Genomic DNA, 22,478 nt, shown 5'->3' on the forward strand with positions numbered 1-22,478 from the left:
GCTACAAGCCCTTTTCAAACGCTGCTTGCGAAGCCTGCCACTCGTCTTCGCTGAGGACATAGGCAGCAGGACCAGGCTTGCTGGTAATGATTTTCTCTCTTGGGAAGACTTTGGCCAATTCAGCTACTAGCTCATCCATTTGACTTGCTCGGCAGAGGACCTTGACATTTGGTCCCGCATCCATGGTCATGTAGGCTGGTAAGCCACTTTCCTCACGAACCTGACGGACTGCCTCTTGGGCCACTAGGCTATCGGCTGACCAGTAGGTAAAGGGCGGATTGGCAGAAAGAGTCGTTGCATGCATTTTCATACCGTTGTGTTCCGTAATCTGACCAAGTTTTTCAAAATCACGGTTGGCAATAGCTGCCTTGATGTCCACCAAGTCTTGTTTGGCAGTTTCTACCCAGGCGGAATAAAATGGCGAGGTAGCAACCGTGTGGTCCATTCCCTCTCGACTAGCAATCTTCTTCGGTCCAGTATTGACGGCTAAGACGACCATGGCAATATCCCAATCGGCATCGTCAATGGGATGAGCCATAGAATCTTCCGAACCCGTTCCCATATCCCACTCGACAAATCCACCGAATAGGCTACGAGTGCTAGAGCCAGAACCCCTGCGAGCAAGGGTTGATAGGGTGGCTGGTGACAAATCTAAATCCAAGGCAGTTGCGGTTGCAAGTGCAAGTGCTGCGAAGGCTGATGCTGAGCTGGCCAAACCAGCCGCCGTCGGAACAAAATTTAGACTTTCCACTCGGGCAAATGCCCTTTCACCTATATATTCGCAAAACAAATTCAAAAATCGAGAAATTTTTAAAATTTCTTTTTCTTTTTGTAAGATTCCGTTGAGATAGAACTCATCAGCAGTTAATTCTGGGTCAAAAACGACCTTGGTATCCGTATAAAATGCGTCAAGGGTCAGGGATAAACTGGAATTCATAGGTAGGAATAATTCCTTATCGCGTTTTCCCCAGTATTTAATCAAGGCAATATTGGTATGGGCACGAGCAATGCCTGTTTGTTTAGTCATTGGTTTCTCCTAAGTACTGTATCCAGGTTTGGCGGGCGCCAGCTTGGTCAAGGATGTGTGCAAGATTTTGGGCATCCTGGGCTGTTCTTGCCAGGGCAATCATGCAGCCTCCTCGACCGCCACCAGTTAATTTGGCTCCAAGGGCTCCATTTTCTTGGGCAAGGCTGACTAGCTTATCCAGGCTGGGATCAGACACGCCTAATTTTTGCAGGAGGGCATGAGCTTGGTTCATTCTGCTTCCTAGAAGCTCTGCCTGGTCTGTGGCTAAATCTTCCTTGGCCTGTCGGGTCAAGTTGCCCAGTTCTTCTACTAGCTTGATAGCCTCTGGCTTTTTCTTCAGCAAATCCGCCACGTCTGAAATGGCTTCTAAGGTGTTTCCCGTCACGCCTGTATCAGCCACCACCAAGTGGGCATGGAGTTTCAGCTCCAAGGGTTCGATGGGCTGGTGCTTGATAAAGAAGACGGGGGACTTGCCGCTGGTGGTCGCCGCATCGATGCCTGATGGATTCCCGTGAGCAATTTTTTCCGAAGATTGGACGATGTCCCAGAGTTCGCTGTCGGTCAGTTCTTTTTCATAGTAGGCAAAGAGGGCGCGTGCCACTGCAACTGCCACGGCTGCACTGGAGCCCATGCCTCGCTCGGCGGGAATAGTCGAACTAATCTCGATATGAATAGCTGGGTCTGTCGGTGCTCCGATACGATAGAGCGAGAAACGGATGGCATGCTTGAGGCTTTCCCAGATTTTTGGCATCTTGTGAACTAAGCCTTTATAAAAGTCACAAGCAACAGTCAGCGCTTCCCCTTGAGCAGTTACCTGAGCAATAATTTCAACAGCAGAAAAAGGCATGGCAATAGCAGGCTGGCCATAGACCACCGCATGCTCTCCCATCAAAATGATTTTCCCATTTGCTTTTCCTACTACCGACATACTTTTCTCCTTATACAATCACTACTATTATACCACTTTTACATAAGAATAAAACACACGAAAACAGCCGACCGCGGCCGACTGTTCTCTGGAGATTATATGATACCTAGCTCTTTGTCGCTTGCGACTTAGAGATAGGGACACCTTTAGGTGAAAAGATGGACGAATATAAACTAAACAAACTTCCAAAATGTGCCGAAACATGAAAACAGCCGGCCGCAAAATGAGGCTGTATATTTCCTCTTTGCTTTGAGTTTCAAGGCTCAGACCTCTTACAGTCCACTGAACTGTAAAATTCATACGATTTTATATATTATCGTATCTAAAAATTTGAATACAACCTAGAAACTCGGAACTATTAATACTTCTCATCTTTTTACACCAATCAAAAACACCTAATTCCAACTCATTCTGAGGAATTTAGATGTTTTATCATCATCTGAACTGATTCCAAATTTTAACTTAGCATCACTGATGGAATCTTATCTCCGAATAATATCACATATGTAAGCAATAATACACTAAATTTAATGAATTTCTTTTTCCTCTTGCGACTCCTGTTCCAATAAATCTATAAGGAGTGACTGAGCTAAATTTTTTAAGAGCTCGTCGCCTTCTAAGTCATAAACAACTATTGATTTTTTAACCATATCAATTGCTTCTGAAATAATGGAGCGTTTTGCTAATATGTTGGCTCTCATTAACAAAGTATTGCCTAACATAAATAAAGTATTTCGACTCTTTAATATTTCTAGTGATTCTGCATTATAAACCAAGGCTTTTTCAAAGTTGTTACACAGGTACAAAATTCTAGAATATCCGTATTGAAATAATACTTTCAACTCCCAATCATTTGACTCATGATAGTGATGAATGAGACTTTCATATTGGTTCATTGATGCTACATACTCTTCTAACTCCGAATATATTCCTGCAATAGCAATACCAACTCGTAAAAATAGATTAGCATTTTCAACCAAAGTAGGCAGCAACCCTTCCAAAATCTCTAAAGCCTCATTTGACTTTTTGTATTTCCCAAATAACAATACCCCGTTAAGATATTGTATATATGGACTTTGAATCGGAGATACAGAATCTTTTGAAATAAACTGCAAAAAATATTCTAATGTATCATACTCTCTTCGGTAAAGAATGGATTTCAATTCATCCGTAAGAATAGATTCTTCTGTACTCTTCTTTAGTTGAAACAATTCCAATATCACACTAGAATCAATGTCTAATTTTTTGACGAGCTTAAAAAATAATTCGACTGATGGAGAAACTTCAGCTTTTTCAATTTTACTAATAACTGCTTGAGCACAAATACCCTCAGACAGTTCTTTTTGACTAAATCCTTTCTCCAAACGAGTCCGCTTAATAAGACTAGCAATTTTTTCTTTCACAATTCACATTCCAATTCATAGTATTTTCTCTATTGTACCACTATTCGGTTGAATTTCCCATATTTCATCGTATAGGCCTAAATCCGACTCTGAATAGTGATGAGCAACCTCAAAGATTGTAATTGGTAAATTGGCAAGTTTTTTACGAATGAGGGCTGAGGATTGTTTATCAATTGCCGATGTCCCCTCATCAACCAATAAAATTTTCTTATTATGAAGGAGGGCTCTGGCAATCTCAATACGTTGTTTTTGTCCTCCTGATAACTGCGCCCCATTTTCACCATAATATTTCTCTAAACAATCCTCACCTAGCTCTTCTACCAACCCCAGTTCTGAAAGCAAAGCTAACAACTCCTCCTCACGGACTGATTCAAGTGCCATTAGGAGATTCTCTTTTAAGCTTGCCTCAAAATAGTAGGGTGATTGTTGGATTCTTGCCATTTGAATGCTAGGATTACTTATTTTTTTCTGATGATTTAATACAGATATTTCCCCTTCCAACGGTTGCAGTACACCCTGTATGCTATCTAGTAAGGTCGTCTTTCCACTTCCTGAAGCTCCTCTTATAAGTATTTTACGACCATACGGGACTGTAGCATTAAAATTTTTGATAATTGCTGCTCCATGTCCAATGGCTACTCCTGAAAAATGAATCTCAGGCGTCACTATTGATTCATCAATATGATTTTCAGACACTTCCTGTTGCTGAGCATCCTGTAACATTTTCTCTAATTTTTTTCGAGTTGGCTCCGTTGATTGTATCATTCGTAAATAGTTCGAAACATTTCTAAATGGATAAATAACACGGTCGCTGGCTAAGAATAAAGCGATAACAATACTAGCATCTAGTTTCCCTTGGGTTACAAATACTAGTGCTACAGTTATTGGAACAATATAACTCAACCACGATAACATGGAAGAAACGAGATTAACTATGCTGTGTTTATTATTTAATGCCTCATTACTATTTTCTAAGTCATTGACAACTGTTTCAGCCATCCCTAAAAACTTACGATTCGCACCATATGTCCATAGAACCGAAAAACCTTGAAAAATATCTTTTATGCTACGAATAAATTTCTCATTCGACTTTGTAAAGTGCTCTGTTGCTGTTCCTAGATATTTGCTAAATAGTATGGCTGGTAACATTGGAAGAAATGAGAAAATAATAAATAATACAGAAATTGCAGGACTTAGATAGACAAGATATATCAATGAAACTGCCCCTAAAAGACTGTAGTATAAGCAATCAAAAAGGACGGAAAAATATTTATCTTCTACTAATTTTAAATCTACTGTTAATACCGCAAGAGACTCTGTAACATCTAATGCATTTCCCTTATTTCCAAGATAGTTTAACAGCTCCATCTTATACTTTTTATTCAGATTTTTTAGTAAATCATTTTTTATTATTGAAACAAATAAATCTGATAATTGAATCAATAAATAGAACAATATACTGCAACCAGCGAATAGTAAAACATCTTTTACAGTTGATTCCGAGCTAAATTGACTAACTCTCGAAATAACTTGAGACATAATAATACCGTCAAAACTCGCTCCTACCAATGCAAGCAAGAGTAAACATATTTTAAACTTAGGCAATATTCTCCATACCTGTTTTAATTTCATAATCCGTTCTCCATTTTCTAAAGATTTCATCAAGTAAATATAAAGCAAATTCTGAAGGCGCTGTTTGCACACCTTGCTTATATTTAACGTATCTGTATAAGACAAGTATAGAATACTTTTCCAGAAAAATCAATTACTTTTTTTGTTTATTTTATAATTTTTACAATATTTTTGAATTATATTCTGTTTTAGAGTGTCTTTTTACTAAAAATCTATCTAAAGAGAAAAATTCACTTTACAGATTTAACTAGATATAAAAAGTCTGAAAATGATTTTAGTTGAAAAAGTCTGTTAACAAAGATAGGGACACCTTTAGGTGAAAAGATGGACGAATATAACTAAGCAAACTTCCAAAATGCGCCGAAACACGAAAACAGTCGACCGCAGTCGACTGTTCTCTAGAGATTATGTGATACCTAGCTCTTTGCCGCTTGCGACTTAGAGATAGGGACACCTTTAGGTGAAAAGATGGACGAATATAACTAAGCAAACTTCCAAAATGTGCCGAAACATGAAAACAGCCGGCCACGGCCGACTGTTCTCTGGAGATTATATGAAAAAGATATGCCAGCCGTTTGAGCTTTAGCTCTTACGGATGACGATACTGAATGAAATTCAGTAAAGTTGTTCGCTATTTCTAGCTTGAATATAGTATATAGCTACTAACTTAAAAGAAACTGAAAGTTTTCTTAGCCCTATCTTAAATTGATTCTTGTTTTGAATACCTATACTGAAAAAATAGCACCCCTGCTCGGAAGGCATTATCTAAAATCGTTGCGAGCCAAATGGCTGACAAACCGATTTTAAAAAATGTTACAAGTAAATAAGCTATGCCAATCCGCACTAGCCACATACCGATAGTTGTGGCATAAAAGGGTAATCTAGCATTTCCTAAACCTTGCCACAGAGCTGTCAAAATAAGAGTACCAGCTGTAAAGGGAACTCCCAACATGGCATAAAATAATACTGTTTGACTAGCTTGTGCTACTTGAATATCCTTAGTATAAAGACTGATTAGGAAAGGCCCCGCAAAATGAGTCACACCAGCTACCAAAAACATAAACAGCAAAGAAAGACTAAAGCTTGTTCGAAAAATATGTCGGACCATAGCCTTATCCTGTCTGTGTTTCGCTGTAAGGATGATTGTCGCGGTAGCAATCCCTAAAGCCGGCATATAATTAAACTGCGTCAGGGTTTCTCCAATCGCATTTCCAGCTACCGTCGCTGTTCCTAAGCTGGTAATCAAAGCTACGACTACCACATCTCCCACCCGCATCATCAACCGTTCACCAGTTGCTGGCAGGGCAAGTCTAAGCAGTTCTTTATCAAAGGACCAGGTCCATGGTTTTAAAGAAATTGGTAAGCGAGACCAAAGCAGGCTACAACCAATCAATCGCGATAATACCGTTCCAATCGCAACCCCTGCTACACCTGCATGAAGCACAAAGACTGCAAATGCTGAAAATAGTGCATTTAAAATGTTAGAAAGCAGGCTGATATACATAGGAAAACGTGGTTCCCCCAAGGTTCGTAAGATTGCACTCAAACTTGTCATAAGTCCAAAAAAAAGCGCTCCCCCACCAACCAATATCAAATAAAGACCTCCAGCCTGTACCACTTCTGATTCTGCCCCCAAGCTAGTAAGTACTATTGGACCTGCCAGAACTGAAAAAATTCCTAAAAGGAGACCGATAAAAACTGTAAACTTGACACTTTCACTAGCAGTTCCTCCAATGCCTTCTGAACCCCCTTCACCCAAAGACTGAGCCAAACGAGAAGACACCGCTGCTGCTAGGGCAATAAAAACCGCCTGATAGACGGCTAAAATATTATTAGCAAGGGAAACTCCAGACAAAGCTACGATGCCAATACTGGCTACTAGATAAGAGTCTACTACTCCCATTAACATCTGGAGAAGGTTTTCCCCCATGGCTGGAAAGGCAATGGTTAAAATTTCTTTATAGGTTTGTTTGTTCATAATCTCTATTTCAACTGTTTAATATCTACTATTTTATCACAAACAAGATTCAATAGCTCTTCATCGTGAGAAATTAACAAAACCAACTTATTCTTCATTTTTAAGTCTACTAAAGCAGAAGCAACTTGTTGCATTCGTCTCAAATCCAAGCCGCTCGTCGGTTCATCAAAAATGAAAATTTCCTTATCTGCCAGTAAGCTGGCCACTATCATCACGCGCTGTTGTTCACCACCCGATAAACTGACCGGATGCCTCTCCAACAAGTCCGATAGACCAAAACGAGCTACCAAACGTTCATCGACAGCTCTATTTTTCCTTCCAAGAGTAAGTTCTCGCTTAACACTTTCCGCAAATAGTTGGAGTCGAACATCCTGCATAACAAAAGCTGTTTTTTCCAATCTCTGGCGACCAGACAAGGTTTGACCTTGCCAAGAAATCCTACTCTTCTTATCTTCCGCTAAACCGACCAGATAACGAGCAAGGCTTGTTTTTCCAGAACCATTCGATCCAACCAAACCCACCACCTGCCCTGGTGCCAAGCAAAGCTTTTCAATCTTGTAGAGAGTATTCTCTTTCTGACTTACCGATAAATTTTCAACAAGTAACCCCTCTTTATCATTAACAAATTGGCCCGCCAGCTCCGCTATTGCCCGCCCAAAAGGTTCCGAATCGTAGCAACGCAACCCCATGTCCTGACGACAGGAATCTGTTCGATTTAAAAATTCTTCTGCCAGATAGTCAGTCACCAAGTGCCCATCTTGAAAATATAAATAGCGATCTGCCAACTGACTGAGATAAGACAGTCTATGCTCGGCAATAATGATGGTCTTTCCTTGGCTTTTTAAAGTTTTCAAGATGTCCTGTACAATCGCAATCCCTTCCTGATCTAGGTTGGCAGTCGGCTCATCTAAAACCAAGACACCTGTCCCTTGCATAGCTGCAACGGCCAAGGCTAGACGTTGTTGCTGACCACCTGATAGACTGGAAATCGTTCGCTGGCTAAGAGAAGCCAAACCAAATAATTCCATAACCCAAGCCAGGCGATTCTCGATTTCTTCTCTTGATAAACCCTGATTTTCACAAGGGAAAACCAATTCCTGCAAGACCTGACTATGAAAAAATTGAGTAGACGGATGCTGAAAGACTGAAGCAATGTGCCGAGATGTTTCTTCCAGACTAGATTTTTGTAAATCCAAGTTCCCTAAGAAAATTTGTCCCGAAAGCTGAGCAGGATAATATTCTGGCGTCAAACCATTCAGTACCTTGAGAAAACTAGACTTCCCAGAGCCACTCTGCCCACATAAAACAACACACTGGCCTTCTGGAATGGTCAGATTCTCTATCTGCAAGGCTGGTTTATCTGCCCCTGAATAAGTTAATGCTACATTTTTTACCGTCACAGCCGGACGAGAATCAGAAAAACGAGACAACATAAGCAAAGACTCCAATCTAGCACGGTCCAAGACGACCGAATATATGCAGGTGATTTTGTAGATACAGCCAAACCTTTTGTCAGACTGGCTACCGTCAATTCCTGAGCTGTTCGCAAGAGAGACATCATCAAGGGAACCAAGAAAAACTCCATGTACTGGAGTGGCTTACAAACCACATCTCTCTTCCGTAAAAAAATTCCTCTAACCTTCAAAGAGGCACAAATCGTACGAGCATCCTGTTTAATGGCAGGTAGGAAACGAAACATTATTCCCAACGTCAAAAGAAATACCTCTGGCAGGTGCCATTTCCGTAAGCCATGAATGAGTTCGTAACCACTTGTCGTCATCAGCAATAGATGTCCTGCCAAAAGCGGAGGCCATGTATAGGTCAATACAAGCAACAAATGCGTCAACCATGCTGGAAAAAATGTAATATAGGATAACAGACAAAAAATAGAGTAGGCTATCGGACTCATTATAGCCATTTTCCGCTTTCCAGAAAACCAGAAAAGCCGGCTAAGGCCTAAGACCAGCACTGCATTTTCTAGTATTGTAAGACGCATCCCATAGGTAAAACTAGTGAAGATGACGAGAATAATTTTTGTACGAGCATCTAATTTCATGAAAGATAACCTGATTGTTTAAAATAGCGCTGAAGCATATATTGACCAAACAGACCACTGATAAGAGCTGTTAAGATAATAGTCGTTGACAACCAGAGTACATTCCCTGGAGTGAAATCAAGCATGACACGAGCGATGTATTCAGCTGATTTTCCACGTGCCAAAAGATTGGCCTCATAGGTATCACGCATGAACCACATAAGAATAATCGGTCCCAGGTTTCCAAAAGAGAAAATGATATAGCTAAGAAGATTGGTCCATTTTTGTTTATAGTGACCTGACTTCGCTACCATTTCTGCCAAAAAACCAAAGGTCAAGCTTGGGAGAAAGGCCGCTGTCATATAGCCTGATAGGAAAAAGAAACAGGCCATTACTGCTCCAACTAGACTAATTGAACCAAATTTACCAACCTTGGCTACCAATAACATATAAACAGGTCCTGCCAAAAGGGCTGCTCCAGCAGGTGCATACATCATGTTACCCGAACGATCAAAAACCAAGCTCAACAAGGTTCCTAGACCAACACAAACAAAGTAGAGGGCAGCAAAAGCCCCTGTTACCATCAGATCTTTTACTTGTAATTTCTTCATTTATTTTTCCTTTACTAATTGTCCGTCTTCCAAGCGGAAAATGGTATCCGCACAAGCCATGGTCGAGCTTCTATGGGAAATCAAGAAGACCATGCCCTGGCAGTGTTCCTTAACCAGTTGGATAAAGCGGGCTTCATTGAGCGAATCCAAGTTGCTGGTCGGCTCATCAAAGATATAGCAGTCCGCATTTTTGAGCAGGGCCCGCATGAGTTCCAAGCGTTGTCCTTCTCCTGCTGAAAAGTCACTGGCTTCTACAAGCGTATCCAAGCCCTGCGGTGCTGCCAAAATCCGTTTTTTCATGTGGCATTTTTCTGCCAAGTCCATAATGGTTTCATCCGACACATCCGTCCGACCCAAGAGGAGATTTTCCCGAATGGTCTGGCGGAAGATTTGCGGCACCTGAGGCACATAGGCAAAGGAAGCCTGCAAATGAGCCTTGTCCACCTTCCGACTATCCAAGCCAGACAGGTTGATTTGACCTTGCTGCCAGTCATACCACCGCATGATCAATTTCATCAAGGTGGATTTTCCTGCACCTGACTCACCGACCAGACCAATGATACCTCCCTGTTCAAACTGGACAGACAGGTTGCGATAAAGCCCTGTTTCTCGGTCATCATAGTCGAAGTCAACTTGCTCAATAGCAATATCCGTCACGCTGACCTCAACCAAGTCACCTGTTCGCTCTGCTTCTTTTTCATCCAAAAGAGCATAGATGTTCCGACCAGCATTCATAGCCCGCTTGAAACCAAGAGGCAGACGGCTGAGCTCCAAGAAGGGAGCAAAGGAGCTGGTAAAGGACACCAGGAGGGCCACACCAGTTGCCAAGTCCAAGCTCTGACTACCAAGCAAGTCGAAGGTCAACCAGGCAAAGCCCATGATAGACAGGCCCACCACCAAGAAGGAAACAGCATACTGCATAAAGTTGGTCTGGGCAACCTTTCGCTCCTGACCATTGACCTCTTGACTTTTCTGTGTCAGATTGGCAAAACGAGCATCTGTCTGCTGGAACTGCATGAGATCCTTCATGCTCTTCAGACTTTCAATAAAGTAGGAAACATAGCCCTTACGACTGGCATTTTGCTCCTTGAGCAAGGGTTGCAACTGCTGGGCAAATCGATTTGGAATGGCAATAGCCAGCAGGGCGTAGGTCACCAAGGCTAAAAGGACCAAGCCCCAGCTGGACAGACCAAAATAGACCGTCAAGCCAAGAGCCACCAAAATCCCTGTACAAATCGGGGCAATGGTATGAGCAAAGAAAACCTCCAAGGCCTCAATGTCCTCCCCAATCATCTTGAGCAGACTACCACTGTCCTGCCGATCCAATTTCCCAGGAGCCAAGGCCCGCAATTTCGCAAAAATCAGACGGCGGTAGGCAGCCAGAGTATGAAAGGCCACATAGTGACCAAAGTAGTGTTCGCCATAGCGGAAGGCACCCCGCAGAAGAGCTAGAATGACTAGAGCTCCCAAGGTCCATAGCGGAGCAGGATTGCCAGTAAGGGCATCGAAAGCCAGATAGACCAAGATGACTGGAATAGCAATGGTCACCACCTGTCCCAAGACCGCAAAGCAAACCGCCACCGCAATCCGTGACAAGAGGTGTTGCATCGAGCCTAAGAGTCTCGGAATCAGCACACTTGTTGGCATTTCTTTCTTATCCATAAACTGCTTCCTCCAATTCTCTTTGTTGATCAACCAGCTGACGATAGGCAGAGCTAGTCTGATAAAGCGTGGCATGATTGCCTGTCACAGCTCCCTCCTCAGACAAGAAGAGAATATCATCTGCCTGCTCTACCTGCTTCATCTTATGTGTAATAATAATAGCAATCGCATCCTTGGCCACCAAGTTAATGAGGTCGTAAATCAAGCCTTCATTGTCCTGATCGACGCTGGACGTCACCTCGTCAAAGATATAAAGGGAGCGTTTGGCCAAGACCGCACGGGCACAGATGACCTGCTGGCGTTGACCAGGCGACAAGAAAGCCCCATCATCGCCCACAATCGTGTCCAAACCGTCTGGCAGATTTTTAACAAACTGCAAGACCCCATGCTGATCTGCCCAGGCCAAGATGTCCTCCTTAGACCAGTCGCAAGCCATGCGTAAATTCTCATAGATTGACTGGTTGAGCAAGGTTGACTGGCCCGACACATAGAGGACCTGCTCATTCAGAGATAACTGACTAACACCTGAAATCTCCTGCTGACCCAAGTAAATAGCTCCCTTATCCGCCCGCAAGCGTCCCAAGAGCAGCTGGGCCAAGGTCGTTTTCCCCTGCCCTGACTCGCCCGCCAAAGCATAGACCTTGCCAGCCGTCATGGTCATAGAAATATCTTTTAAGACTGGCTTTTCTCCGTAGGCAAAGGCCAGATTTTCCAATTTCAGACTGTCAAAAACAGGCACATGGGCAGCATCGATTTCCCGCTCCGCTGTCATGCTGTCCAAGAAACCAAAAATGCGATCCGCCATCTTGGTATTCATCATGACCAAGTGCATACCGTAGCCCTGCTCCCGTATGGGTGCAAAAAACTCCGTCGCAATGAGGACAAAGAAGAGCATACTAAAGGGGGAGAGATTGCCTGCCGCTAGGCTATTGACCGCCACAAAACCAGACAGACCAATCCCCAGATACATGACCACATCCATGTAACCTACCGCTTGCAGCTGGAAACTGAGCAACTCCATGGTCGCATCGCGGAAGTCCTCCGCCTGCTCATTGAAGGTCTTTTCATAAGCCGCGTCCGCCTGATAGGAATAGAGGATGTTGAGCCCCTTGAGGTCGTCCAGGAAAAGATTGCCCACATCCATGTAGGAACCCCAGTAGCGATTCATAATCCGCTTGGACCGCTTCTGCATAGCGATAATGGAAATGGGAATCAGAGGCAGGGCCAGGATGAAAATAACCGCACCCAGCGGAAAAATCAGAAAGACCAGCAAGAGAACAGTCGCACAGTTGAACTGGGTCCGCAAGGAAGAAGCCATGTAGTAGGAATAGTAGGTATCCAGGCTGTCAATTCCTTGCGAAGCGATGTTAAAAACATCCGCCGCTGTCGCTTTTGATGCAAACTGACCGTCCTTGGCCAAGAGGGCCTCAAAAAAGGACTGCTTGAGCGAATCCCGAGCAAACTGGGAACCCAAGCCCTGCAAACGCTTGGCGATCAAGGCCACACCGTAACCAAAGGCATTGAGCCCCAGCAAGATGAGGACAAACCGTACTAAATCAACCTGACCGCCCTCATAGTAGGTCACAAAGCCCTTAGCAATCAGATAGAAGGAAATAATCCGCATCAAAAACTGCACCCAGGATAGAAAGGCTGCCAAATAGACCAGCTTCATCTTGGGTTTGATGCGTTCTTTGAGTCGCTTCAAGAGGGCTTTTTTCTTTTCACGAGAAATTTTTTCTTCTTGTGCCATTGTTTACCTCTCTAAAACATATTCCATTATAGTATACCATTATTTGAATTGTCTGTAAATTTTAATTTTAATAAGATAAAAAAACAAACCACTCCACATGAGCAGTTTGTCATAAGTTATTTTTTATTAAACACCCAAATAGCGTTCTACTTCAACCTGCATATCTGCAGCTGCAACAACGGTATTGTGGCGAACAGGTGCGGTTTCCAAGCCGTCCACAGCTGGTGGTAGGGCTACACCTGAAATCTCATGCAGTTTTGCCAGGGCTTCAAAGTCGGTCAAGCCTGATTGGCCTGTCACAGCCTCAACCGCAACTACTGGAAACTTGTACGGACTTGCTGTAGAAGCAATCACTGTCGGAGTTTGGTCACCTGTTTGCTCCACATACTGTTTATAGACAGCTGAGGCAACAGCCGTATGTGGATCTTCAATGTAGTCTGACTCGTCATAGACACGCTTGATTTCCGCAGCAGTTTCTTTTTCTGTCGCAAAGGCGGCCGCAAAGAGAGAGAGGATATCCGCGTCAGCCCCTTGAATGTCATACTGACCAGCCTTGTTCAATGCTTCCATGAGCTCGGCTGTTTTGCCAGCGTCATTGCCAAAGAGGTGGAAAATCAACCGCTCCAAGTTAGAAGACACCAAGATGTCCATGGACGGACTGGTGGTCACGCGGAAGGTACGGTTCTTGTCGTAAACGCCTGTCGAGAAGAAGTCGGTCAGAACGTTGTTATCGTTGGACGCACAGATAAGCTTGCCAACTGGCAGACCGATTTGTTTGGCATAATAAGCCGCCAAGATGTTTCCAAAGTTTCCTGTTGGAACGGTGAAGTTGACCTTGTCGCCCGCCGCAATCTCGCCAGTCTTGACCAGCTGAGCGTAGGCATAGACATAGTAAACAATCTGTGGCACCAAGCGGCCGATGTTCATAGAGTTGGCAGATGAAAACTGAAGTTTCTTGGCCGCCAACTTGGCACGAAGGGCCTCATCGTTGAACATGTGTTTGACATTGGTTTGGGCATCGTCGAAGTTACCGTCAATGGCCACCACGTGCGTATTAGCCCCTGTCTGCGTGGTCATCTGCAATTCTTGGACCTTAGACACCCCGTCGCGTGGGTAGAAGACGATGATTTGCGTGCCAGGAACGTCTGCAAAACCAGCCATGGCTGCCTTGCCCGTATCGCCTGAAGTCGCAGTCAAGATGACAATCTCATTTTCCAAACCGTGTTTTTTCGCTGCTGTCGTCATCAAGTAAGGCAGGATGGACAGAGCCATATCCTTGAAGGCAATGGTTGAGCCTCGGAAGAGCTCCAAGTTGTATTGACCTTTTAGCTTAACCACTGGGGCAATAACTGGCGTGTCAAACTTGCTGTCGTAGGCATTGTTGATACAGTAGTCCAGCTCATCTGCCGTGAAATCATCCAAGAAAGCCGACAAAATCAATTTGGCAACTTCTTGATAAGAAACATCTTTCAAAACAGAAAAATCCAAGTCAACTGCAGGAATAGAAATCGGTGTAAACAAACCACCGTCGGTCGCCAAGCCCTGCAAAATAGCTTGACTAGCCGATACAGTATTTTTAGCATCACGTGTTGATTGATAAACTAGTGTCATGGTATCCCTCATAAAAAATCTATTTTTTCTATTCTACCACAAATTGACAGAAAATTGGCAAGATATGATGGAAAAGTCAGGCTTTAACCCTAGTTTCCTAACAATATTACCCAGATTATTGTTCTAGTCCTACCAAGTTCCATCAAAAATACCAGCCTATCCCAAGATAGACCGGTATCTATGAAAGTTTGGAGGCAATTTTCCTGTAAATCATATGTCAGTCAACTAACCGAGACTGGATTTACCATACGTTCCTAAACTTACTACTATAATCATTCTAAGCCAAAAGCTATCTAGACAAATTGACGAAGATAACCCATTCATCAAGGAATGATTTTCTAAGCGAGACAAGGCAAAGCGACGTAGGCATAACTAAAGTTAGGCAAGGAGCTTTAACGATGTATCGTGACGCAAGTTATCCTCAATCAAGGAAAGACTTGTCCAACAAACACTTACACGTTCATTTTGAAATCAGTTTTTCCTAAGAGAGTCTAGACGGCGAAGGCGAAGGTAAACCCAGTCATCAAGGGATGATTTTCTAAATGAGGCGAGGCAAAGCGACGCAGGCATAACTGAAGTTAGGCAAGGAGCTTTAACGACGGATCATGACGAAAATCCTTACTTGATGCGGCCTGGACGCTCTTTGTAGCCATAATACGCATCCTCAATAATTTCTTGCATATGGTCAACCATAGCCAAACGAGGGTTAGCTGGTGTACATTGGTCTTCGTAGGCAAGAAGAGCCAATTCGCGAGAGTGTTCTTTGAGTTCTTTCTCGTCGATACCTTGTGCTTTCAAGTTCATTTGGATACCGATGCGCTCACCGAGGTCGTAAACAGCTTGTGCGTATGAAGCGACACCTTCCTCTGGTGTTGAAGCTGGAAGTCCAAGCATTTTCGCGATGTCTTGGTATTTTTCATCCGCTTTGTAGTAGTTGTATTTAGGCCATGTCGCTGTCTTAGCTGGACGAGTACCGTTGTAGCGGATAACGTATGGAAGCAAGATAGCGTTGGTACGACCGTGAACGGTGTGGAAACGTCCACCAATCTTGTGGGCCATTGAGTGAGAAATACCTAGGAAGGCGTTGGCGAAGGCCATACCTGCAATGGTAGATGCGTTGTGCATTTTCTCACGTGAGTGGAAGTCCGCATTCTTCACTGAACTTTCAAGGTTTTCAAAAACAAGTTTAATAGCTTGGAGAGCTAAACCGTCCGTGAAGTCATTAGCTACTGTTGATACGTATGCTTCTGTTGCGTGGGTCAATACGTCCATACCAGTATCGGCAGTAACGTGTGCTGGTACTGTCAATACAAGCGCTGGGTCAACGATTGCCACAGTTGGCGTCAATGAGTAGTCAGCGATTGGGTATTTACGGTTGTTTGCTTTATCAGAGATAACGGCAAACGGTGTTACTTCTGAACCTGTACCTGATGTTGTTGGAATCGCGATAAACTTAGATTTCTTACCAAGCTCTGGGAACTTGAAGGCACGTTTACGGATGTCCATGAATTTTTGAACAAGGTCTTTAAAGTCAACAGTTGGTTGCTCGTAGAAGAGCCACATTACTTTAGCAGCATCCATTGGTGAACCACCACCGAGGGCGATGATTGTATCTGGTTTGAAGGTACGCATCAATTCTGTACCCTTGTAAACTGTTGTGATATCTGGATCTGGTTCAACGTCTGAGAAGATTTGGTAAACCACTTTATTACGACGGAGATCCAACTGTTCGATGATACGATCCAAGAAACCAAGTTCTACCATGGCATGGTCTGTAACGATCATGACACGTTCAACGTCACGGCATTTTTGGAGGTATTGGATAGAATCACGTTCGAAGTATGTTTTAGAAGGAACTTTAAACCACTGCATATTATTTCTACGTCTTCCTACTTTCTTGATGTTGAGCAAGTTCATAGCACTTACGTTATCACTGATGGAGTTGCGTCCGTAAGAACCACAACCAAGTGTCAATGATGGCAAGAAGGCATTGTAAACATCACCGATACCACCGAAAGTAGATGGAGAGTTCCAGATAACACGGATAGCACGCACGATTGTACCAAATTCTTTAGCTAATTCAGCATCTTCTGTGTGAATGGCTGCAGAGTGACCTAGACCGTGGAATTCTACCATTTGACGCGCTGCTTCAAGACCTTCTGCACGACCGTCAACTTTCAAGACGGCAATAACAGGTGACAATTTCTCACGAGTCAATGGCTCTTTTTCACCGATTTCAGCAACCTCAGCTGCCAAGATGTTTGTACCTTCTGGTACTGAGAAGCCAGCCTGCTCAGCAATCCATGCAGCTGGGCGACCAACGATGTCCGCATTCAATTTGCCTTCTGCACAGTTTTTGCTGTTAGCTTTCACACCGAAGCAGTATTCTTCAAGAAGAGCTTTTTCTTTCTTATTAACGAAGTAAGTTTTGTAAGACTTGAATTCTGCTACAAACTCATCGTAAACTTCTTTATCAATGATAACTGCTTGTTCTGACGCACAGACCATACCGTTGTCAAATGACTTAGACATAACGATGTCATGTGCTGCCTGACGGATGTTTGCTGATTTTTCAACATAGGCTGGAACGTTACCAGCACCTACACCGAGGGCAGGTTTACCACAAGAGTAAGCTGCACGCACCATTGCGTTACCACCAGTTGCAAGGATTGTTGCAATACCATCATGTTTCATCAACTCAGACGTTGCTTCCATAGATGGTTTTGTTACCCACTGGATACAGTTTTCAGGGGCACCAGCTGCCACAGCTGCTTCATAGACAACACGAGCTGCATGAGCAGAAGATTCTTGTGCAGATGGGTGGAAGGCAAAGACAATTGGATTACGTGTCTTCAAGGCAATCAATGATTTAAAGATTGCTGTAGAAGTTGGGTTTGTTGTTGGAGTGATACCACAGATAACACCAACTGGCTCAGCAATCAAGGTCAAACCTGTCACTTCGTCTTCTTCGATAACACCAACTGTTTTTGTATGGCGCATATTGTTAACCACGTGCTCGCAGGCAAACAAGTTTTTCGTTGCCTTATCTTCGAATACACCACGTTGGGTTTCTTCAAAGGCATGCATTGCCAATTCACCGTGCTTGTCAAGAGCAGCTACCGAAGCCTTAGCTACAATGTAGTCTACTTCTTCTTGACCAAGTTTGCGGAACTCATCAAGAGCAACCAAACCTTTTTGAACAAGCTCATCAACGTGTTTGCGAGCTTCTACTAATTTTTCTTCTGGTGATACAACTTTTTTATCAGCCATTGTGTTCCTCCAAATTTTCTTGTCAACATTTTGTTAACTTTTTCACAATGTTATTCTACAACTTTTATTTTTATTTGTAAAGAGAAATTGTTAATTTTTTCACATTTTTTCTGTTTTGCCATAGTAAGCGCTTACTTTTTGTTTGGTTCAGAAAGTATTTCCGAATACTTTCTGAAAAATTTCTGGAAATTCGCTTACAAGGAAAAAAGAGTCATTCTATTTAACCGAGGATCTCTTTCAACATCTATTTTATCAAGAAAACGCTTACAAGTAAACAACTTTTGTGAAAAAATATGGATAAATTTCTGATTATTTCCAAACCAATACTCGCGTCAGCATCTATTGATATACTTGCATTATGTTGGTTTTTGTGATATTATTAACAAGAAATTAACTATATTAACACATCAAAATGATGTACAATCATACATAGGAGGTCTGCCATGAAAGCAGTTGTTGTTAATCCAGAATCTACTGGTGTTGTCGTTGTCGAAAAAGAACTTCGTCCACTTGAAGCTGGCGAGGCTTTGGTTCAGATTGAGTATTGCGGTGTTTGTCACACAGACTTACACGTTGCTCAAGGTGACTTTGGTAAGGTACCGGGCCGTGTTCTTGGTCACGAAGGTATCGGAATCGTGACTGAAATTGCTCCAGATGTGACTAGCTTAAAAGTTGGCGATCGTGTGAGTGTTGCTTGGTTCTTCCAAGGTTGTGGCACTTGTGAATATTGTACAACTGGTCGCGAAACCCTTTGCCGTACTGTTAAAAATGCAGGCTACTCTGTTGACGGTGGTATGGCTGAGCAATGTATCGTAACTGCTGACTATGCGGTAAAAGTACCAGAAGGTCTTGATCCAGCTCAAGCAAGTTCTATCACCTGTGCTGGCGTAACCTGCTACAAGGCTATCAAAGAAGCGCACTTGGAACCTGGCCAATGGATTGTCATCTACGGTGCTGGTGGCCTTGGCAACCTTGCAGTCCAATACGCTAAGAAAGTCTTCAACGCTCATGTTATCGCTGTAGACATCAACAATGATAAATTGGAACTCGCCAAAGAAGTTGGTGCAGATGTCATCATCAATGGACTTGAAGTAGAAGACGTACCTGGCTATATCAAGGAAGTAACGGGAGGCGGTGCCCACTCAACTGTCGTAACGGCTGTTTCTAAGGTTGCCTTCAACCAGGCTATTGACAGCGTTCGTGCAGGTGGCTATGTCGTGGCTGTTGGACTTCCATCTGAATACATGGACCTCAGCATTGTCAAGACTGTGCTAGATGGTATCAAGGTAGTCGGCTCTCTAGTTGGTACTCGTAAAGACCTAGAAGAAGCCTTCCACTTCGGTGCTATAGGACTAGTTGTCCCAGTCGTTCAAAAACGTCCTGTGGACGATGCCGAAGCAGTCTTTGATGAAATGGCCGCTGGTACTATTCAAGGTCGTATGGTCCTTGATTTCTGCCACCATCACTAATTCGCTCTCCACTATTTTCAAGAAGTGATTATCCAATCGCTTCTTTTTTGCTTTCTAAAATAAAAAAGAAGCAGCCTAGACTACTGCTTCTCCAATTCTGCTAAAATACTTGCGAAATCTGTTTTGAGTGCTTCCAAGCTTGTTTCAACTTGACTTCTTGTCTGGTTATTTTTAACCACAACCTGTCCTGATTCGATTTCGCTACCACCCAGGGTAATGATGGCCTTAGCTCCAAAGACATCTGCTGACTTAAACTGGGCCTTGAGCTTGCGGTCAAGGTAATCTCGCTCTGCTCGGAAGCCTTGCTTGCGGATGGCTTGAACCAACTCGAGCGCTCCGCCATTGGCCTCCTGACCCAAAACAGCGATGTAGACATCTAGCTGGGTGTCGAGAGGGAGTTCAATGCCTTGCTTTTCAAGGACGAGGATGAGGCGCTCAATCCCCATGCCAAAGCCAAATGCTGGTGTTTCAGGTCCACCGAAATAGGACACCAAACCGTCGTAACGACCGCCGGCACAGATGGTCAGGTCGTTGCCACCAACCTCGGTCATAAACTCGAAAATAGTATGGTTATAGTAGTCCAGACCACGCACCATGTTGGTGTCAATCACATAAGCAATGCCTAAGCTGTCCAACATAGTCTTAACTGCTTCAAAGTGAGCAGTACTTTCTTCATCTAGGTAGTCTAAGATGGACGGTGCATTTTCCACTGCGACCTTGTCTTCTTTTTCCTTGGAATCCAACACACGCAAAGGATTTTCTTCTAGACGGCGCTGGCTATCTTTAGACAACTGTTCCTTGAGCGGCGTCAGATAGTCAATCAAAGCCTGACGGTAGGCTGCACGGCTCTCTGGATTTCCCAGACTATTGAGATGGAGGCGGATATTCTGAATTCCCAGCTCCTCAAAGAAGTGGTATGCCATGGCAATGGTTTCTACGTCTGTCGCTGGGTTATTGGAACCAAAGCACTCCACACCAATCTGGTGGAACTGACGGAGACGACCTGCCTGCGGACGCTCATAGCGGAACATTGGGCCCATGTAGTAGAACTTAGCCGGCTTTTGCACTTCTGGAGCAAAGAGCTTGTTTTCTACATAAGAACGAACAACCGGTGCCGTACCTTCTGGACGGAGGGTGATATGACGCTCTCCCTTGTCATAGAAATCGTACATCTCCTTGGTCACAATGTCTGTCGTATCCCCAACCGAACGGCTGATGACCTCATAATGCTCGAAGATCGGTGTGCGAATCTCAGCGTAATTGTACTGTTTAAAAATGCTGCGGGTAAAATTTTCCACATACTGCCATTTGCCAGAATCCTGCGGTAGTAAATCCTGTGTTCCCTTTGGTTTTTGTAGTTTCATGGTATTTCTCATTTCTCTAAATCTTGTCCTTTATTTTATCATATTTTGGACTTTTTTGGAAATGGCAGAGCAGACAAAAAGTCGTGCCTCCTGACACGACCTTGTTTAAAAAGCTATTTCTTGTCTACAATCTGGAAATTCAAGTCGGCCGCTTCAATCTCAACCTCAAGTTTTTCTTCTGAGTTGAGATTGAGGAGGTTTTCTAAGGCTGTTTCTGTAAAGGCCGCTACTTTTTCTTGGCGTTCCGCATCATTCAATACTTCCTCACTTGTCTTGTAAATGGCTTCTTGGGATTTATCATTTAGAAATTCCTGAGCCTTTTGTCCAGAAGTGAAGACATCGACCGCCTTGTCTAGCAGGCCATTGCTATTATTGCTGATTTTGATTTCTCCGTGTTGCTGAGAATCAACTTCGACAAGCACAGGTTTCTTGAAGGTCAAGGTATTATTTTGAATCTGAACATCTGACTGACCAATCCCTTCCAAGACCAACTTGAACTCCGTCTGCACAGGAATATCAACAGTCATCTCACGTCCTACAAAGAGCTTGGTAATCGGTTCTGTCCAGTCTGGCCATTCCTTTAATTTATTGTTTTCAAAGGTCTGGTTGGCAGTCGTGTCCACCTCAGCACCTGCTACAACCAGCTTGCTTTCCGCTTCAAACTTCTTAATGACAAACTCATATTGAACCTTGTGGGTTCCTTGGAACCAAGCAAAGATACTATTTCTAAACCAGAAGACTCCTAGACCAACAACCAGTAACAAAACCAAGAGGCTAGCCAACTTTTTCGCAAAAAACTTTCCAACTGTTTTCATACAGTTCTCCTTTTATATTGAATAATTGGAACTCGTCCTATAACTATTATATATATATATATATGCTGTCAAGTATTTTCTATCTTTTTTGACTATTTTAGCAAAGTTTGGGGAATTCTGTTCACTAAAAGTGTTTGAGGAAAAAATCGAAAGTTCTATAATGAAGTTAGCCACCTTACCTTAGTCAAGAATTAGATGTTTCACTATGTTTGAGTAAGTTGATGATTTCATTTGATAACAGCTTCAAGGGTGCCTGGTGTCAAATGAAATCTGATGTAAGGTATAAGAAAACACCTCTGTGCTATACTTGTTGTTCACCACAAACACAAGGAAAGGCATAGAGATGCAAAAGTATTATAAACCAAAAGGGAAACATTTGACAATAGATAACCGTCGCTTGATTGAGCGGTGGAAACTTGAAAATAAGTCAAATCGTGAAATTGCAGGCTTGTTAGGAAAGGCGCCTCAAACGATTCATAATGAAATCAAGCGTGGGACAACCTTACAACAAGTGCGAAAAGGGGTCTACAAAAAAGTTTATTCTGCTGATTATGCACAAACTGTTTACCAATTCAATCGAAAACGGTCGGTGAAAAAGTTAATTCTAACAAAGGAAATCAGAGAGAAGATTTTACACTATCATAAGCAAAAGTTTTCTCCTGAAATGATAGTGAAGAAGAAGCAAGTGAAAGTTGGTATTTCAACCATCTACTACTGGTTTCATAATGGTCATTTAGGATTGACGAAGGCCGACATGCTTTATCCCAGAAAAAGGAAAGGTGTCAAGAAGCAAGCTAGTCCGAACTTTAAGCCGGCAGGTAAATCTATCGAAGAACGTCCTGACGTTATTAATCTTCGCTTGGAAAATGGTCATTATGAAATTGATACCGTCCTACTGACTAAGATAAAAAATTATTGCCTGT

At 43.1% G+C, this 22,478-nt stretch carries 16 protein-coding genes; 2 read left to right on the forward strand and 14 right to left on the reverse strand.

Translation table 11 applies throughout. From position 1 onward, the window contains the following. Window position 1: 1 nt before the first annotated feature. The 12 genes from mvaD to adhE all read right to left on the reverse strand — a co-directional run bounded on the left by mvaD (window position 2) and on the right by adhE (window position 17,907). Window positions 2–1,027, reverse strand: coding sequence for a diphosphomevalonate decarboxylase (gene mvaD, locus ODU55_RS05000; RefSeq protein WP_398582089.1), 1,026 nt, complete (start codon window positions 1,025–1,027; stop codon window positions 2–4). Further along, window positions 1,020–1,955 carry a mevalonate kinase gene (gene mvk, locus ODU55_RS05005; protein WP_029188872.1) on the reverse strand — a complete coding sequence of 312 codons (936 nt, stop codon included), beginning with the start codon at window positions 1,953–1,955 and terminating at the stop codon, window positions 1,020–1,022. The genes mvaD and mvk overlap by 8 nt, the downstream gene beginning before the upstream one ends. Window positions 1,956–2,482: 527 nt before the next feature. Further along, a complete protein-coding gene (locus ODU55_RS05010) occupies window positions 2,483–3,358 on the reverse strand; it encodes a helix-turn-helix transcriptional regulator (RefSeq protein WP_398582090.1) in 876 nt (291 codons plus the stop codon). Window positions 3,359–3,373: 15 nt separating this feature from the next. Beyond that, window positions 3,374–4,990, reverse strand: a complete 1,617-nt coding sequence (locus ODU55_RS05015) for an ATP-binding cassette domain-containing protein (protein WP_398582091.1) — start codon at window positions 4,988–4,990, stop codon at window positions 3,374–3,376. 700 nt (window positions 4,991–5,690) lie between these two features. Continuing rightward, the gene (locus tag ODU55_RS05020; protein ID WP_398582092.1) at window positions 5,691–6,968 is read right to left on the reverse strand and encodes an MATE family efflux transporter; all 1,278 of its coding nucleotides are present in this window, start codon (window positions 6,966–6,968) and stop codon (window positions 5,691–5,693) included. Between the two features lie 5 nt (window positions 6,969–6,973). Beyond that, the gene (locus ODU55_RS05025) at window positions 6,974–8,401 is read right to left on the reverse strand and encodes an ABC transporter ATP-binding protein (RefSeq protein WP_398582093.1); all 1,428 of its coding nucleotides are present in this window, start codon (window positions 8,399–8,401) and stop codon (window positions 6,974–6,976) included. Continuing rightward, a complete protein-coding gene (locus ODU55_RS05030) occupies window positions 8,365–9,024 on the reverse strand; it encodes an energy-coupling factor transporter transmembrane component T (RefSeq protein WP_398582094.1) in 660 nt (219 codons plus the stop codon). The genes ODU55_RS05025 and ODU55_RS05030 overlap by 37 nt, the downstream gene beginning before the upstream one ends. Next, window positions 9,021–9,614, reverse strand: a complete 594-nt coding sequence (locus tag ODU55_RS05035) for an MptD family putative ECF transporter S component (protein WP_398582095.1) — start codon at window positions 9,612–9,614, stop codon at window positions 9,021–9,023. Before ODU55_RS05035 ends, ODU55_RS05030 begins: the two co-directional genes overlap by 4 nt. Next, the gene (locus ODU55_RS05040) at window positions 9,615–11,276 is read right to left on the reverse strand and encodes an ABC transporter ATP-binding protein (protein ID WP_398582096.1); all 1,662 of its coding nucleotides are present in this window, start codon (window positions 11,274–11,276) and stop codon (window positions 9,615–9,617) included. After that, window positions 11,269–13,026 (reverse strand): ABC transporter ATP-binding protein/permease, encoded by a 1,758-nt coding sequence (locus tag ODU55_RS05045; RefSeq protein WP_398582097.1) that lies wholly within the window; start codon window positions 13,024–13,026, stop codon window positions 11,269–11,271. The genes ODU55_RS05040 and ODU55_RS05045 overlap by 8 nt, the downstream gene beginning before the upstream one ends. A gap of 126 nt (window positions 13,027–13,152) precedes the next feature. Further along, complete coding sequence (thrC, locus tag ODU55_RS05050) at window positions 13,153–14,637, reverse strand: threonine synthase (RefSeq protein ID WP_398582098.1); 1,485 nt, start codon at window positions 14,635–14,637, stop codon at window positions 13,153–13,155. A gap of 618 nt (window positions 14,638–15,255) precedes the next feature. Further along, window positions 15,256–17,907, reverse strand: coding sequence for a bifunctional acetaldehyde-CoA/alcohol dehydrogenase (gene adhE / locus ODU55_RS05055; protein ID WP_398582099.1), 2,652 nt, complete (start codon window positions 17,905–17,907; stop codon window positions 15,256–15,258). A gap of 443 nt (window positions 17,908–18,350) precedes the next feature. Here adhE and adhP point away from each other — a divergent pair, with 443 nt between their 5' ends. Further along, window positions 18,351–19,376: an alcohol dehydrogenase AdhP gene (adhP, locus tag ODU55_RS05060; protein ID WP_398582100.1), complete on the forward strand. Its 1,026-nt coding sequence runs from the start codon at window positions 18,351–18,353 to the stop codon at window positions 19,374–19,376. Between the two features lie 80 nt (window positions 19,377–19,456). Here adhP and hisS read toward each other — a convergent pair whose 3' ends face one another. Together hisS and ODU55_RS05070 are read right to left on the reverse strand one after the other, a co-directional pair. Next, on the reverse strand, window positions 19,457–20,740 hold the full coding sequence (hisS, locus tag ODU55_RS05065) for a histidine--tRNA ligase (protein WP_398582101.1): 1,284 nt from the start codon (window positions 20,738–20,740) through the stop codon (window positions 19,457–19,459). 113 nt (window positions 20,741–20,853) lie between these two features. Then, window positions 20,854–21,555 carry a hypothetical protein gene (locus ODU55_RS05070; RefSeq protein WP_398582102.1) on the reverse strand — a complete coding sequence of 234 codons (702 nt, stop codon included), beginning with the start codon at window positions 21,553–21,555 and terminating at the stop codon, window positions 20,854–20,856. 343 nt (window positions 21,556–21,898) lie between these two features. On the opposite strand from ODU55_RS05070, the gene ODU55_RS05075 reads away from it, so the two are divergent. Then, window positions 21,899–22,478: IS30 family transposase (locus ODU55_RS05075; protein ID WP_398582103.1), on the forward strand; the 580-nt coding region annotated here is incomplete at its 3' end.

It is taken from the genome of Streptococcus sp. 2022WUSS037, from assembly GCF_044427225.1.
Classification (GTDB): domain Bacteria; phylum Bacillota; class Bacilli; order Lactobacillales; family Streptococcaceae; genus Streptococcus.